Raw genomic sequence first — 15,497 nt, 5'->3', positions numbered from 1 at the left:
CATCTGTTTCATTAATAAGAATCAAACAAGCACTCGGGGGAACTTTGTAGTATCCGTGGGTTAAATTTATGCGTCAGACGGATTTAACCGCCTACATTACTAGGTGTCACGTCAACCAGGAATCACGAAGAATGATAGAAAAGTATAAAAATCAAAGTGTCGGTTTTCAGCTCAAGCTGGTTATCACACTCTGCCTGCTGGTCGCCTTTACCAGTATTGCCGTATTGGTGTATCGCAACGCGTCGCAGGTTCTGCTGGAGAACACACTGAAAGAACATCAGTCAAAAGTCGAAACCATGGCCAAAACCATTGCCGGTCAGTTTGATGCTTATCTGCATACGGCCGAAGTCTTGGAGTCCACGTTTCGAAACGGCTATCTCGCAGGGGTCTACGTTGAAAATTACACCGTGGATTTTGAAGGCAAACAAATCCCCAACATGACTCAGTACGGGGAAAGCTTGATCAATGACACCAAACTGGTCGACAGTTTTACCCGTGACACAGGTGCGGTCGCAACGCTGTTTGCGCCGCTGGGCAACGACTTTATCCGCGTATCGACTTCACTGAAAGATCCGAGCGGCCAGCGCGCCATCGGCACTACGCTGGGACCGGATCATCCCGGCTATCAACAACTGGTCAACGGCCAGCCTTACTATGCTCAGGTAACCTTGTTTGGTGAGCGTTATGTGACCTACTACGCCCCGATTACCGATGCCAATGGCAAAGTCAATGGCCTGTCGTTTATTGGGCTGCCGGTGGAAAATGCCACTCAGGAACTGTTTACTGCGCTGAAAACCGTCAGTTGGGGCGAAACGGGGTACACCATCATTGTCGACAATGCCAAAGACAATCAGGGTCATTACCTGCTTCATCCCGTGCGTAAAGAGAGTGATGCGCCCATTCAGGACGTCCGTGACTACAATGGCGACACGCCGTTTCATCAAATCTTTACTCAGCCAAGTGGCCTTATTCTCTACCCGTTTGCGAGTCAGGGCACGATTGGTGAGAAATACCTGGTGTTTACCGAGGTTCCGGGCTGGAACTGGAAACTCCTCGGTGGCACCTTTATCAGCGAAGTCACTCAGGGCAGTCAGATACTGCTTAAACTGATCATCATTATCTCGCTGCTGGTAGCGCTCGCTACATTTGTGATTCTGACTCTGGTGCTCAACCGTACCCTGAAACCCTTGACCATACTCAACGGCTACATGGGTCGGTTGGCGAAAGGCGAAGTGAGTATTCGCATTCCTGCCTCGGACCACAGCTCCAAAAATGAAATCATCAACCTGAATAACGGGGTGGCCAATATGGCCGGTCAACTGAATGAGCTGGTGAGTGAAATCCGCGCCACAAGCGATGAAGTGGAACACAGTTCAAACAGTGTCGCTCAGGATGCGCGTCAAAACCTCGCCCAGTCTGATCGTCAGCAAGAGCAGGTCGAGCAGGTGGTTACCGCCATTGAAGAAATGGCCTCGTCCGCTCAGTCCGTCGCCCAGCAAGTGGAAAGCATTGCGGAAAACGTTCGCCTGGCCAATACCGACAGTCAGTCCGGCCTGGAAATGGTGGAAGGCGTGTGCATTGATGTCGCGCAGCTCAACGATCAACTCGACAATTCGGCGAGCGCGATTGAACAAGTAAATCGTGACAGCGAAAGCATTCAGACCGTCACCAAGATGATTGATGAAATCGCCGAGCAAACCAACTTGCTGGCATTGAACGCCGCGATTGAAGCAGCCCGCGCCGGTGAGCAGGGACGCGGTTTCGCCGTAGTGGCCGATGAAGTGCGCACTTTGGCTCACCGCACTCAAACCTCAGTGCAGGATGTGGTCGAAATCATCGAAAAACTCAAAGGCTCAACCCATAACGCCGTCAATCTGATGAACCAGAGCCAAACCAGCGCCAATCAGGTGCTTAACAAAGCTCAGGATGCCGGTACGGCACTGGAAGCGATAGCCGTTCAGGTGCAATCGATCGCCTCTCAGGCTGAGGCCATCGCCGCCACTTCGGAAGAGCAGGCACAGGTCTCTCAGGAGATCGCTGCCAATGCCCATTCCATCAGTGACCTGAACCGGGCAAGTCGCGATACCAGTGCGAAAACCACCGACAGTGCCGCAGAGCTGCAACGTCAGGCTCAATCACTCAAGCAACAAGTGGACTTTTTCCACTAATCCCACCAGAGCCGGTCTGTCCGGCTCTTTTTATTTCGCCTGATCGGGCGGTTTTTGGTAGACTTGCCGCCCTGCTTAACCGTTGAGGTCGTTATGAGTTACCAGTGCCCCCTTTGTCATCAAACCCTGTCCCTGAACGAACGGACTTACCAGTGTGAGAACAACCACCAGTTCGATATGGCAAAGGAAGGTTATGTCAATCTGATGCCGGCCCATCATAAGCGCTCCAAAGATCCAGGCGACAACAAAGAGATGATGCAGGCACGCCGCCGCTTCCTGGAAGGCGGTCACTACGACCCAATGCGTCAAGCTGTCGCCCAGTTGTGCGCAGAATACCTGGAAGAGGGTCAGGCTCGATTGCTCGATATCGGTTGTGGCGAAGGTTACTACACTGATCAGGTTGAACGGACACTGTCGGCATGCTCGCCAACCGCATGCACGTTCGGTCTCGATATCTCAAAAATCGCGATTCGTTACGCTTCAAAACGTTACCCGAACTGCCACTTTAGCGTGGCATCCAGCCACCGTTTACCCTTCGCAGACGGCAGCCTGGACGCCATCCTGCGTATTTACGCGCCATGTAAAGCCGAAGAGCTGAATCGCGCCCTCAGCCCAGAAGGTGTGGTGATTACCGTGACACCCGCAGCTCGCCATCTCTACCAGTTGCGTGAACACATATATCAACAAGTACGCCTGCACAACGAAGAGCCAGAACAGATAGACGGCTTTGAACTGGCCGCTCAGCAGACACTCAATTACATCATGCAACTGCCAGGTAATGACGCCTTTGACCTGCTGCAAATGACGCCTTTTGCCTGGAAAGCCAGTGATGAACTCCGCGAAAAGCTGAAGTCATCTACACTGTTTGAGTGTGAGGCCGATTTCATGCTGCGCGTATACCAAAAAGTCAATTGATAATAATTTTCATTTTCATTGAATCCTAATCAGGCCTCCGGTAAGATTCCCCGGTCATTTTTGGAGGCCAATCAATGCGAACCCTTTTTACCTCTGTTTTCAGTGCATTATTGCTCAGCGGCTGCGTCAGTAGCACAACTGAACTCAACACCACTTATTACGACTACCAACTGTATTCCCCTCAGGGAAAGCAACTCAGCGTCGATAACTTGCCCGCAAACATTCTGGATGCGGATGTGGTATTGGTGGGCGAATGGCACACACATGCCGGGGTTCACCGTTTTCAGACCGATTTGCTGCAAGCGTTGAGCCGCACTCCCAAGGCCATCACCTTGTCGATGGAACAGTTTGCCCGCCCAGCACAAAAAGTACTCAACGACTACCTCAATAGCCGCATTGGTGAACAGCCACTGATGTCAGAAGGCGACGCCTGGCCAAACTATGAAAGCGACTACAGGCCGCTGGTCGAGTTCGCCAAAGCCAACGATATGGACGTGCTCGCTGCCAACGCCCCCAAACCTATGGTGCGCTGCATCGGTCGTGAAGGCCTGACCTATCTCGACAAGCTGTCTGCGGAGCGTCGTCAGCAAGTGGCCAGCGAAATCAATACCGGTCCCTCTGCTTACAAAGACAAGTTCATGGCATCGATGCACCACGGCAAGCCAGAACAAACCGAACGCCAATATGCCGCACAGGTGACCTGGGACGAAACCATGGCCGAAAGCATTGTCAATTATCTCAAAGACAATCCGGAGACCCAAATCTTACATATCGCGGGAAAATTCCATATAGAAGATGGTCTGGGGACCAAAGCGTCGATTCTGCGGCGCAACCCGACCTTGAAGGTGGTTGTGATCACCCCCGTGACAAAGCCAACACAGGCGAAAGCCGACTACCAGTTGGCCGTGCTTGAGCCGCCGGTACGTTTTGTTCAACGTGATAATCGCCTCAAAGCGATCCATGCACTGACACAACGCAATGACGATTTGATCTGCGAATAACACCACGCCAACCTGCCGGGCGAATAGCCCGGCACTTCTCTTTCCCTTTCATACATAACAATAATTATTATTTGCAATTGATAATTAATTGCATTTAAATACTACTGTTTGACGTCATCGGAGAAGAGATTCATGGACCTACAACAATGCTGGTCGAGCTACCTCAAAGCGGAACAACTTCTGGATCAGGGCCATTGGCCTCAGGCACACTATCTCTATGAAGACGTGCTTTCTTCACTGCCAGGACACATTCAATCCGCGCTGCGCTCCGATGAGACTAAGCCCTGTCAGTTTGTCTGCTTACTGTCTGGCCTGCGTGATGCCGCGGTATCTCAGTCCGAAATCCTCAACCGTATGGGCCAGCACCAGCGCGCGTTTGACGTACTCAATCAAGCCTACGCCTTACTCCAGTTTATCGCCATAGAACCGAACGCCCTTGTCCGCAGTACCGATAGCGTACTGGAGAAACAGAGTGAGGATCTCCTGCGTCATCTGGGTGTGTTTTGCAGCGCGCAGCGCAATGCGCAGTGGATGCTGGAATATGAGCAAGTAGAAAAGGCGCACCATTATTTCACCAACCTTAAGCTGATGAACGGGCTTATGACCACACCTCAGGTGGTGAACTGACACCGTCTGACTCCCCATTGATAAGGAAGTACAATGTCCAATCCAATCCTTACGGTACGTAACCTGTCCGTTAGTTTTACCACCAACGACGGAATCGTTGATGCGGTAAAAAATATCAACTTTGACCTGTATGCGGGGGAAACGCTGGCAATCGTCGGCGAGTCCGGCAGCGGTAAGTCCGTGTCCACCAACGCGCTGATGCAATTGTTGCCTAACAATGCCATTGTTCATCCGGACTCCAGCATTGTGTTCGAACGCCAGGAACTTCTAACGCAAAGCGAAAATTCCATGCGCAAAGTTCGCGGCGACCGCATTGCGATGATTTTTCAAGAACCGATGACGTCATTAAACCCATACATGCGGGTCGGTATCCAGGTGGCGGAAGCCCTGATGTGTCACCGTCGGCGTTCATTGAAACAAGCCAGACAACGCGTACTGGAACTGTTTGAACTGGTGCATCTGCCAGAACCTGATCAAGCCTACAACAAGTACCCGCATGAGTTTTCCGGCGGGCAGCTGCAACGGATTATGATAGCCATGGCGCTGATCAACGAACCAGATATTCTGATCGCCGATGAACCCACCACCGCACTGGACGTTACCGTTCAGGCTGAAGTGCTGAATCTGATTCAAGAGATTCAGACGAAAATGGGCATGGCGATCTTGTTCATCACACACGATCTGGGTGTGGTGAAACACCTGGCCGATCGAGTGCTGGTGATGTGTCAAGGTGACGTGGTCGAAGAGGGACAATGCCGAGATCTGTTTACCTCACCGCAACACGAATACACGAAGATGCTGATCAACTCCATCCCCAACGGGCGTAAAGACGCCATTGAAGACAGCGCCCCAGCGCTGCTGAGCGCACAAGACATCCGGGTCAAATTTCTGGTTAAATCGCATTTTATCTCTGCCAGAAATCAATACTTTGAAGCGGTAAAAGGCATCTCGCTTGAACTTAAACAAGGGGAAACTCTGGGCATCGTGGGGGAATCCGGATCTGGGAAATCGACTCTGGGCCGGGCATTGATTGGCCTGTTGCCATCAAGCGGGCAAATTGTATTTAAAGGCCAGGATGTTAGCCAACTGACCGACAAGCAGCGTTTCGACCTGAAAAAAGACATTCAGATGGTGTTTCAGGATCCTTATGGGTCGCTATCGCCACGAATGACGATCGGCGAAATCATTACTGAAGGTCTGACCGTGCACCAACCTCATCTCAGCCGCAGTGAGCGTTTGCAGCGCGCACGCAAAGCGCTGCAAGAGGTGCGACTGGATCCTCATTCAATTAACCGCTATCCGCATGAATTTTCCGGCGGTCAGCGTCAACGGATTGCGATTGCCCGGGCGCTGATCCTTGAACCCTCTTTTATCTTATTGGACGAACCGACATCGGCCTTAGATCGTTCGGTTCAGCTAACGGTTATCGACTTGCTCAAGGATATCCAGAAAAAGCACAACATCGGTTTCCTGTTCATCAGTCATGACCTCAGTGTGGTTAAGGCCTTGTCAGACAGGGTGATCGTGATGCAAAAAGGGGAAGTCATGGAACAAGGCAGCGCAGAAGTCATCTTCCAGCAACCTCGTCACGATTACACTAAAAAGCTCATCCGTGCCTCATTCGATCTTGAGGAGAGCGATGAGGTTGCCGCATGAACCTGCATGAAATTGTCATCTTTTTCTCCTAAACTGTAACCGCTCCTAAAAATCGGTTTGGCCGCCGACCCGATTACGCCGCAAGGATGCGGCGTTTTCATTTCCCCCTCGTCCCCCATAACTGGCACAGATGTTGCTCACGTTTTTCTACCGATCGATTACGCCGTTCATAAGCTGAGAAAAGCCGGCAGCAATCGGGCGCACTTTTTGCTATGTTATTTTTTGAACAAATAAGTAAGATTTCTGCAAAAGTTTTTTATCGCCTGGCCGATATAGCTAATGTGGATAGATTCAGGAGAAGAGTATGACGCCAGTAGGAATGGATTCGGTCAGAGTGACCCCAAGCCAGACTGTCTCTCCTCAGGCTAAAACCGGAGAGCAGGACACTTCCTCTGCCCCTCTTAAAGTCGAACAGACTAAGGTGACACTCTCAGACGAAGGCAAAGCATTGCTCGCCGCTCTGAAAGACATCGAAAAAGAAGAAAAAGCAGCTGAACAAGGCGAAAAAACCGTCGGAGATAAAGTTAACTCATTCACCCGTGGTGCTTTGGGAATGGAACACCCAGACAAAGCGAAGGAACAAGAAGAAGACGTTTCCTATTCCGCGGGGCAATATCTTTCCGCTGCGGCAACCATTGGCGGCCTGCTGCTCGCCTTAGTTTAAGTCGCTCAACGACACGACACTCAGATGGCAACGCAACCGCGTTGCCATTGGCGTATTCTTGCCTTCTCGCCACGCTTCCCCCCCACCTTCGACCACGCGAAGTTGTTCATTAAGCTCAAAGAGTTACAATTTTATTAACATTTTATGTCTGTCACTTAAGTGTCACAATTCAGTGATGAAATGTCGCCGACCTAATAAAAAAGGATATAAAATGAAACACATAATAAAGCCGGTCGTAACGGCAGTGGCGACATCAGTGCTCTCCTTCAACGCACTTTCAGCAGAAATTAAAAATGTCATCCTGATGATTGGTGATGGCATGGGACCACAACAAGTCGGCCTCTTGGAAACCTACGCCAGCCGCGCTCCTCATTCTATTTATCAGGGCAACACCACAGCGTTGTACAAACTGGCCAATGAAGGCGTGATCGGTTCATCGCTCACCCACCCTGAAGACGCGATTGTCGTGGATTCCGCCTGTTCAGCAACCATGCTGGCCACCGGGATCTACACAGGCTCGGAAGTGATTGGTATTGATGCCGATGGTCATCACGTTGAAACCGTCCTTGAGCAGGCCAAACGTTTAGGCAAAGCCACGGGCCTGGTGTCGGATACCCGTATGACGCACGCAACCCCCGCCGCGTTTGCTGCCCATCAGCCGCATCGCTCTCTAGAAAATGACATTGCCGCGGACATGCTCAAAACGGGTGTCGACGTGATGTTATCCGGCGGACTGCGCCACTGGATCCCTCAATCTGCTAACGATAAAGGTGACACTTACCAGCAACTGGAAACACTGACGCACGGCGATGTGGCACTGAAGTCGAAGCGTAAAGACGAGCGCAATCTTCTGACCGAAGCACAGAAAAATGGTTACCAATTGGCGTTTAATAAAACCATGCTGAACGACGCCCAAGGCAGTAAAGTTCTCGGGCTGTTTGCCAGCTCAGGTATGAATGACGGCATCGCTTACAGTCAGAGCAAGGACGATCCCAAGCGTACCCAACCCACGCTGAAAGAGATGACGGCAAAAGCCCTGAACGTGCTGGCCAAAGATCAGGATGGCTTCTTCCTGATGGTCGAAGGTGGACAAATTGACTGGGCGGGTCACAGCAATGATGCGGGCACCATGCTACACGAAATGGTCAAGTTTGATGAAGCCGTCAACGAGGTTTACCAGTGGGCGAAAGGACGTGATGATACTCTGATCATCGTCACGGCGGACCATGAAACCGGTTCATTTGGTTTTAGCTACTCCTCAGCCAATTTACCTGAACCGCAAAAACGCTCTGGCGAAGCATTTAAACAGCAGGATTACGCACCGAATTTTAACTTTGGCAAATTTGAAATCCTTGATGGCTTGTACAACCAGAAAATGAGCTACTACGGCATGCTGGACGCGTTTGGCAAGCTGGACAAGAGCCAGCAAACTCCGGCCAAATTGGCTGAAATCATCAACGCGAACAGTGATTTTCCAATTACCGAAGCTCAAGCCGCCAACATTTTGCAGGACAAACCAAACCCTTACCATAAAGACGGCCACAGTTACCTGTCCGCCAAAGAGGTACCGGCGATTCACGACTTTGACGCTTTCTTCCCGTATAACGACCGTACCAACTTGATCGCCCGCGAGCAGGCCACTGGTCAGAACACGGTCTGGGGTACCGGTACTCACACCCACACTCCGGTTAACGTATTTGCCTGGGGACCGGCAGAAACCATTCTTCCGGTGTCGAAAATCATGCACCATTCAGAATTGGGTGAATACATCAAGTCGATGGTCAAATAACACCACAGACCAAAGCGCTCCTTGGGGGCGCTTTTTTCTTTTAGCTCATATACCATTGACGTTCATGACATTTAGCGGCAGGATCATGCCACTCCCTCATTCAAACTTGTTTGACCATGTGCCAGATTTTTGCCAATCAGCCCGCTGAAACCTATCAGTATATCACTCGTTCAATCCGTATTGACGGGCATGTCACCAGCGTCAAGCTGGAAGCCAGTTTCTGGACCATACTGGAAGAAATTGCCGCCCACCAAGCGATGAGCATGCCTAAATTTCTCAGCCGCATTCACCAGGAAGCGCTGGCATTGAACGGTGACGTCACCAATTTTGCTTCTATGCTACGCTGTGCCTGTCTGATCTATCTGCGCCAGCCCAGCCAAACCATAAAGACAGCTCAGGCCGAACTGTGCGACAGCCTGTAATGCTTGTCGTACTCAGGTACTACCCTTTTTGCTTCACGTGGCGTTAGTCTGGTTTGCTCAGCAGTAGGAGCAATCATGACAAAATTAATTCACAGCATGATCCGGGTCAGCGACCTGGAAAAATCCATTGAGTTTTACCGTAACGTTCTTGGCTTGACTGTACAAAACCAGTATCAGTTTGACGGCTTTACGCTGGCCTATCTGGCCAATGAAGAAAGCGGCTTTGAACTGGAACTGACCTACAATCACGATCAGCGTGACGCATACACTCATGGCAGTGGCTACGGTCACCTGGCGGTCAGCGTGGAAGACATCGAGCAAGTGCACCAGAACATCACGGCACAAGGTGTGGAAACCACCGACATCAAAGCGCTTGACCACCATCAGAAACATCTGGCGACGTTTTTCTTCGTCACCGACCCTGACGGCTACAAAATCGAGTTTCTTCAGCGTCAGGGACGCTACCTGTAGGCGGCATGCGATAACAATAAGGCACTCAACTGAGTGCCTTGATTGATTATGCGTCGCCTTTGTCGACCATGTGCAGATGCACATCCTGCTGTGGGAACGGAATCGAGATACCTTCGCGATCAAAACGCAGCTTCACTTCTTTGGTAACATCCCAGTACACATCCCAGTAATCGTCCGTTTTCACCCATGGGCGGACAATAAAGTCCACCGACGAGGTATTGAGTGTATGCACACGAATGTTGGGCTCTGGCGCTTTCAGCACAGCCGGATGCTCAGTAACAATCTCTTTTAGCACCCGTTCCGCTTTCAGTAAATCATCGGCGTAACCGATGCCAAACACCATATCCACCCGGCGCACTCGTTCATGCGTCACATTCTTAATCACATCGCCCCAGATTTTACTGTTGGGCAGGATAATGATCTGATTATCAAAGGTTCGAATGGTGGTGTTCACCAGGCTCATGTGGCTCACTTTCCCCTCCACACCACCAGCGTAGACAAAATCTTCTACATCAAACGGGCGGTAGATCAACAGCATCATCCCCGCCGCAAAGTTGGACAGCGTATCTTGCAATGCGAAACCGATGATCACACCCGCGATACCAAAACCGGTCAGCACCGGCGTCAAATTCAGGCCTAATTGTGACAGGCCGACCATAAAACCGATAAACCAGACCGCTTTACCCGACATCGAGATAAAAAAGTCCTGCATTAACTGCGAGAACTTCAGGTTACGTGAACCGACCGTTTTCTTGACGACTTTACGAGTGACTTTTGCCAGCGCTCCGGAGATAAGCAGAATCAGCACGAACACAAACAGTTGAAACAGGTGCTGAGGCGCATTCACGATGAGCCAGTCCCAGGCACTGTTTGACCAATGACTGACGATCGACATGGCCACGTTCCAGTCGAGCAGATCGTGAGTCACACTGCCCGTCACCTCAAAAATCATCCGTTTATATTCCGAGGTTTCCAACCCGATATTGTCGCCAATATTTAACAGCGAACGCAGACTGTCAGTGGCAATGTCGAGACGCTGTTTCAGTACCAGTTGATTGAGTTGCAATGACGCCTTTTCTGACTCAGGACTGGAGCTGAGCTGCGTGGCAACCACGTCCAACTGTTGATTGAAATATTCAACCGACGCCGACAGAACCCGTAAACGCTTGTTCACCTGATCTTTCAGCGCCGCTTCAGCCGCCTCATCCTGTTCACCCAGTTTTTTTAGCCAGTTGAGGTTTTGCCAGTTGGCTTCATACACCACATCCAGATAATGCTGTAACTCGCGGTAGTTATTGAGCAGTGACAGTTTCTCTTCATCTTTAGCGCTGTTGAGTGATTCATTGAGCGACTTAATTTTCGCTTCCAGATACGCGGTCGCATCGTTGCCATATTTCTGCTGTAGCCGGACCTGTGCAATCAACTCAGTTTTATCGAAAGATTGCTTATTGATCGCATCAGCCAGTCGCTCTCGCAACTCTTCATTTTTCTGGAATAGCTGCAACTGAATCGCGTCTTTCTCATCGCCGCTGGCCGTTCTGAGGCTATCGGTCAGGGCAATAATTTCTGTGTTGACCGCTTCAATCGCCACTTGCGCTTTGGAGGGCTGGGGCTCTTCCGTCGCCCACGCGCTGCTGATAACAACCAGGCTCAGTAGCAGCGCTAACCACCATCCACCCAACAGGGAGCGGCCTGGCCGCAGACAAGACAATGTCGTCATATTTACCTCGTATCGTACAACGGCCGTCGGAATGATGGCGCATAACTGTCTCAATGTATTCTGTATTTTATATCAAGATGAGACGTCTTTCTGTGCCGTATTGTCAGCGGGGTGTCCGTTTACATAAAAAAAGCCCCGCGACACAGCGCGGGGCGAAAAGCCAAGAACACTCAGATTACTTGGCGACCTGGAGGAGGACGTTTTCCAGTCGATCGAGACCTTCGCTCAAGACTTCCGGTTCAATCGTCAGAGGGGGCAGCAGACGGATCACGTTTCCTTTCACCCCGCACGACAGCAGAATCAGACCATTTTCCTGCGCTTGAGCGATCACCGCTTTGGTCACTTCCGGTAACGGCTGGCCGGTCTGGGGGTCGCTGAACTCAATCGCCATCATGGCGCCCAGCGTGCGCACGTCGGCGATCGCCGGAACCGATGCCTGTAATGCCGTAAGGCGGGCATTGACCACCTCACCAATCCCGACGGCTTTATTGCACAGATCTTCTTCAGCAATGATGTTCAATACTTCCAACCCCGCCACGCACCCCAGAGCAGAGCCCGCATAGGTCCCCCCCAGACCGCCAGGCGCCGCTGAGTCCATAACATGGGCTTTCCCCACCACTGCTGAAATCGGGAAGCCGCCCGCGATGCCTTTTGCCATGGTCATTAAGTCCGGTTCAATGCCGAGGTACTCGGTCGCAAACATTTTCCCCGTTCGGGCAAAACCGGTCTGAATCTCATCGGCAATCAGCACAATCCCATGCTTATCACACAGTGCCCGGAGCGCCTGAGCAAACGCCGCTGGCGCCTGATAAAAGCCGCCTTCACCCTGCACCGGCTCAAAAATCATCGCCGCCACACGCCCAGGTTCGATATCACAGGCAAACAGATCTTCGATCGCCTGCAGGCTGTCTTCCACACTAATACCATGCAAGACGTTCGGATAAGGTGCGTGGTAAATCTCGTTCGGGAACGGACCAAAACCCGCTTTGTAGGGGGTGACTTTTCCGGTCAGCCCCATGGTCATATTGGTCCGGCCATGAAAACCACCTTTGAACGCAATTACGCCGCTGCGTCCGGTATGCGCGCGAGCGATTTTCACCGCATTTTCCACCGCTTCAGCACCGGTTGTCAGAAAGATCGCTTTTTTGTCACTGTCTCCGGGGGCCAGAACGGTCAGTTTTTCCGCCAGTTCAACAAACGAGGCATACGGCGTGACCATCGCACAGGTGTGCGAGAAATGATCAATTTGCGCTTTCACCGCTTCAGTTATGCGTTGGTGGCTATGGCCGGTGTTGGTCACTGCGATCCCTGCCGCGAAATCAATGTACTGATTACCTTCAATGTCCCACACGTAGGCGTTTTCCGCTCGCTCGACGTACAGCGGATACAGCGCGCCCATCCCCTGAGCAATCACGTTGTTTCTTCTTTGGTGCCATTGTTGATTTGTCATGATTCGGTTCCTTGATTAATTTCCGCCAAAGCAGAGGTATTTCACGTCCATATATTCATCAATCCCTTGCTTGGCGCCTTCACGGCCTATGCCGGACTGTTTCACACCGCCAAACGGGGCGACCTCGGTCGAGATGATGCCTTCGTTAATGCCGACCATGCCGTATTCAAGCGCTTCGGCAATCTGCCAGACCCGGTGAATGTTCTGACTGTAGAAATAAGAGGCCAGGCCATAGATGGTGTCGTTGGCCATTTCAATCAGTGCCTCGTCGCTGTCAAATCGCATCACCGGAGCAATCGGACCAAAGATCTCTTCCTGAACAATCTCCATGTCATGCGTCACGTTTTTCAGTACCACCGGCTGCATGAACAGCCCGTCGAGCGCCTGTGGCGCGGTCACGGGTTCGGCGCCTTGTTCAATGGCGCGGTTCAGTAACGCCTGAATGCCCTGTTTAGCCGATTCGCTGATCACCGGGCCGATGTTCACTCCCGTTTCCAGGCCATTCCCGATCTTGAGTTGTTGAACCGCCGCATCAAACTTGGCAACAAACTCGTCGTAAACCTTGCTGTGTACGTAGAAACGGTTGGCGCACACACATGTCTGACCGGCGTTGCGAAATTTCGACGCGATGGCGCCTTTCACCGCAGCATCCAAATCCGCATCATCGAAAACAATAAACGGAGCATTCCCACCCAGTTCCATCGACGTGCGTTTGATGTCTTTGGCGCTTTGCTCCATCAGAACACGCCCGACCTGAGTCGAACCGGTGAACGACAACTTGCGGATCAACGGATGAGAAGTAAAAATGGCTCCCACCTGACGTGAACTTTCGCCCAGCACCACTTGCAGCACATCGCGTGGTACCCCGGCCTGATAGGCCAGCTCAGCGACAGCAAACGCTGACAGTGGCGTTGATTCGGACGGCTTAACCATAAAGGTGCAGCCCGCCGCCAGCGCCGGACCAGCCTTGCGAGTGATCATCGCAATCGGAAAGTTCCACGGGGTGATCGCACACGCCACACCAATGGGCTGCTTGATGGTGACAATACGCTTGTCGGCGGATGGCGCCGGAATCGCATCACCGTAAGTGCGCTTGGCTTCCTCAGCAAACCATTCGATAAAACTCGCGCCATACAGTACTTCACCCTGCGCCTCTGCCAGTGGCTTCCCCTGCTCCAGCGTCATCAGCCTGGCCAGATCGGATTTATTCTCGACGATCAGCTGGTACCAGCGTTGTAAAATGGCCGCACGCTGTTTAGCCGACTGTTTCGCCCAGGATTTTTGCGCGCGATGTGCCCGCTCGATACCATTAATGATCGCCGAATCCGATGAGACGGGCGCATAACCGATCGATTCACCCGTTGCCGGGTTGGTCACCTCGACCGAGGAGTTGTCGCTATTGACCAGAAACGAAAGTAAGCTTTGATTGTGAATCTGCTGCATGGTAGTTCCTTTTTACCTCGCTCTCTTTGATTGTCCCGCGATGCAAGAGAGCCGATGAATTGATGCCTGATCGAACGGCGTACATCAGGCTGGTATTTGTTGGGTGATACAGTGTATGTTGCCACCGCCGAGTAACACTTCCCGGGTCGGGATACCGATGATCTGATAATCCGGAAGTGCACGCTGCAAAATGGCCATCGCATCGGCATCTGTCGCTTCGTCCAGCAAAGGCAGAAACACATGCCCATTCACCATTAGGAAATTGGCGTAAGACGCGCTGAGACGTTCACCGGCGCTGCGGTTCATACCGTCGCTGTTATCAATGCCTCCCGCCTCCACATCACTGTAGTAGAGAGGCCCGGGGATCGGCAGTTTGATGATCTCGATTTGCCTCCCCTTTGCGTCGTGTTCGCTGCTCAGTACGCGTTCGGCTTCCCGCGACAGTTCAAATTGGGGATCGGAGGGATCGTCGGTCCAGCTGAGTACCACTTTGCCCGGAGCAATCACGTGCATCAGATTATCCACATGCCCGTCCGTTTCATCGTTGTACAGTCCCTGTGGCAACCAGATAACTTTTTCAATGCCCAGATAGGTTTCAAGCTGTGATTCCAGCTCTGGTTTGCTCAAATCCGGATTGCGTCCCGGACTAAGCAGGCACTCTTCGGTGGTGTATAATGTGCCTTGACCGTCGGTGTGAATCGATCCACCTTCCAGCACGAACGGAGCCTGATAATAGTCAATCCCTACAATATCGCACACGTTCGCCGCCACCTGGTCATCAAACTGCCAGTTGTCATACAGGCCATTAAATTCACCGCCCCAGGCATTAAATTGCCAACTGATACCGCGACGTGCACCGCGACCATTCACCAGAACAGTCGGACCAATATCACGCATCCAGGCATCGTTATACGGCATTTCCACCAAACGCACTGACGGATGCAATAAGTGACGTGCGCGATCAAACTGACGTGCACTTACCGCGACATAAACTCGCGTCACTTCTGCGATCGCGTTCGCCACGCGGGCAAACGTCTGCTGCGCGGGTCTGGCACCATCACGCCAGTTGTCCGTACGTTCCGGCCAGGCCAGCCAAACCTGGCAGACCAGGTCAAACTCGGCTGGAAAGCGGAAACCATCTTCTTTAGGAGTGGTCGTCAGTTGCATACCT

General features: G+C 51.9%; 13 protein-coding genes. 9 read left to right on the top strand and 4 right to left on the bottom strand.

Annotated elements, in window-relative coordinates; translation table 11 throughout:
- Positions 1-131: 131 nt before the first annotated feature.
- From VPR01S_RS03605 to VPR01S_RS03565, 9 genes are all read left to right on the top strand, one after another.
- Positions 132-2,168 (top strand): methyl-accepting chemotaxis protein, encoded by a 2,037-nt coding sequence (locus tag VPR01S_RS03605; protein ID WP_021703942.1) that lies wholly within the window; start codon positions 132-134, stop codon positions 2,166-2,168.
- Positions 2,169-2,261: 93 nt separating this feature from the next.
- Complete coding sequence (gene rlmA, locus VPR01S_RS03600) at positions 2,262-3,083, top strand: 23S rRNA (guanine(745)-N(1))-methyltransferase (RefSeq protein WP_021703941.1); 822 nt, start codon at positions 2,262-2,264, stop codon at positions 3,081-3,083.
- 74 nt (positions 3,084-3,157) lie between these two features.
- Entirely contained in the window at positions 3,158-4,084 is a 927-nt protein-coding gene (locus VPR01S_RS03595) for a ChaN family lipoprotein (protein ID WP_021703940.1), read from the top strand.
- A gap of 132 nt (positions 4,085-4,216) precedes the next feature.
- A complete protein-coding gene (locus VPR01S_RS03590) occupies positions 4,217-4,711 on the top strand; it encodes a hypothetical protein (protein WP_021703939.1) in 495 nt (164 codons plus the stop codon).
- A 33-nt stretch (positions 4,712-4,744) separates the two neighbouring features.
- Positions 4,745-6,367 carry an ABC transporter ATP-binding protein gene (locus VPR01S_RS03585; RefSeq protein ID WP_021703938.1) on the top strand — a complete coding sequence of 541 codons (1,623 nt, stop codon included), beginning with the start codon at positions 4,745-4,747 and terminating at the stop codon, positions 6,365-6,367.
- Positions 6,368-6,671: 304 nt separating this feature from the next.
- A complete protein-coding gene (locus VPR01S_RS03580; protein ID WP_021703937.1) occupies positions 6,672-7,031 on the top strand; it encodes a hypothetical protein in 360 nt (119 codons plus the stop codon).
- A gap of 211 nt (positions 7,032-7,242) precedes the next feature.
- Positions 7,243-8,820 (top strand): alkaline phosphatase, encoded by a 1,578-nt coding sequence (locus VPR01S_RS03575; RefSeq protein WP_021703936.1) that lies wholly within the window; start codon positions 7,243-7,245, stop codon positions 8,818-8,820.
- Positions 8,821-8,936: 116 nt separating this feature from the next.
- Positions 8,937-9,242 (top strand): ribbon-helix-helix domain-containing protein, encoded by a 306-nt coding sequence (locus VPR01S_RS03570; protein ID WP_021703935.1) that lies wholly within the window; start codon positions 8,937-8,939, stop codon positions 9,240-9,242.
- A gap of 72 nt (positions 9,243-9,314) precedes the next feature.
- Positions 9,315-9,713: a glyoxalase superfamily protein gene (locus tag VPR01S_RS03565; protein ID WP_281169116.1), complete on the top strand. Its 399-nt coding sequence runs from the start codon at positions 9,315-9,317 to the stop codon at positions 9,711-9,713.
- 46 nt (positions 9,714-9,759) lie between these two features.
- On the opposite strand, the gene VPR01S_RS03560 is transcribed toward VPR01S_RS03565, so the two are convergent.
- The 4 genes from VPR01S_RS03560 to aguA form a co-directional block, all read right to left on the bottom strand.
- Entirely contained in the window at positions 9,760-11,433 is a 1,674-nt protein-coding gene (locus VPR01S_RS03560; protein WP_021703933.1) for a mechanosensitive ion channel family protein, read from the bottom strand.
- A 175-nt stretch (positions 11,434-11,608) separates the two neighbouring features.
- A complete protein-coding gene (gene gabT / locus VPR01S_RS03555; protein ID WP_021703932.1) occupies positions 11,609-12,883 on the bottom strand; it encodes a 4-aminobutyrate--2-oxoglutarate transaminase in 1,275 nt (424 codons plus the stop codon).
- A gap of 15 nt (positions 12,884-12,898) precedes the next feature.
- Positions 12,899-14,326 (bottom strand): NAD-dependent succinate-semialdehyde dehydrogenase, encoded by a 1,428-nt coding sequence (locus tag VPR01S_RS03550; protein WP_021703931.1) that lies wholly within the window; start codon positions 14,324-14,326, stop codon positions 12,899-12,901.
- An 84-nt stretch (positions 14,327-14,410) separates the two neighbouring features.
- A complete protein-coding gene (gene aguA / locus VPR01S_RS03545) occupies positions 14,411-15,493 on the bottom strand; it encodes an agmatine deiminase (RefSeq protein ID WP_021703930.1) in 1,083 nt (360 codons plus the stop codon).
- Between the last annotated feature and the right edge of the window lie 4 nt (positions 15,494-15,497).

This window comes from Vibrio proteolyticus NBRC 13287, from assembly GCF_000467125.1.
GTDB lineage: Bacteria > Pseudomonadota > Gammaproteobacteria > Enterobacterales > Vibrionaceae > Vibrio > Vibrio proteolyticus.
Note: the sequence above shows the minus strand (reverse complement) of the source record. Positions and strands in the feature narration are given on the sequence as shown.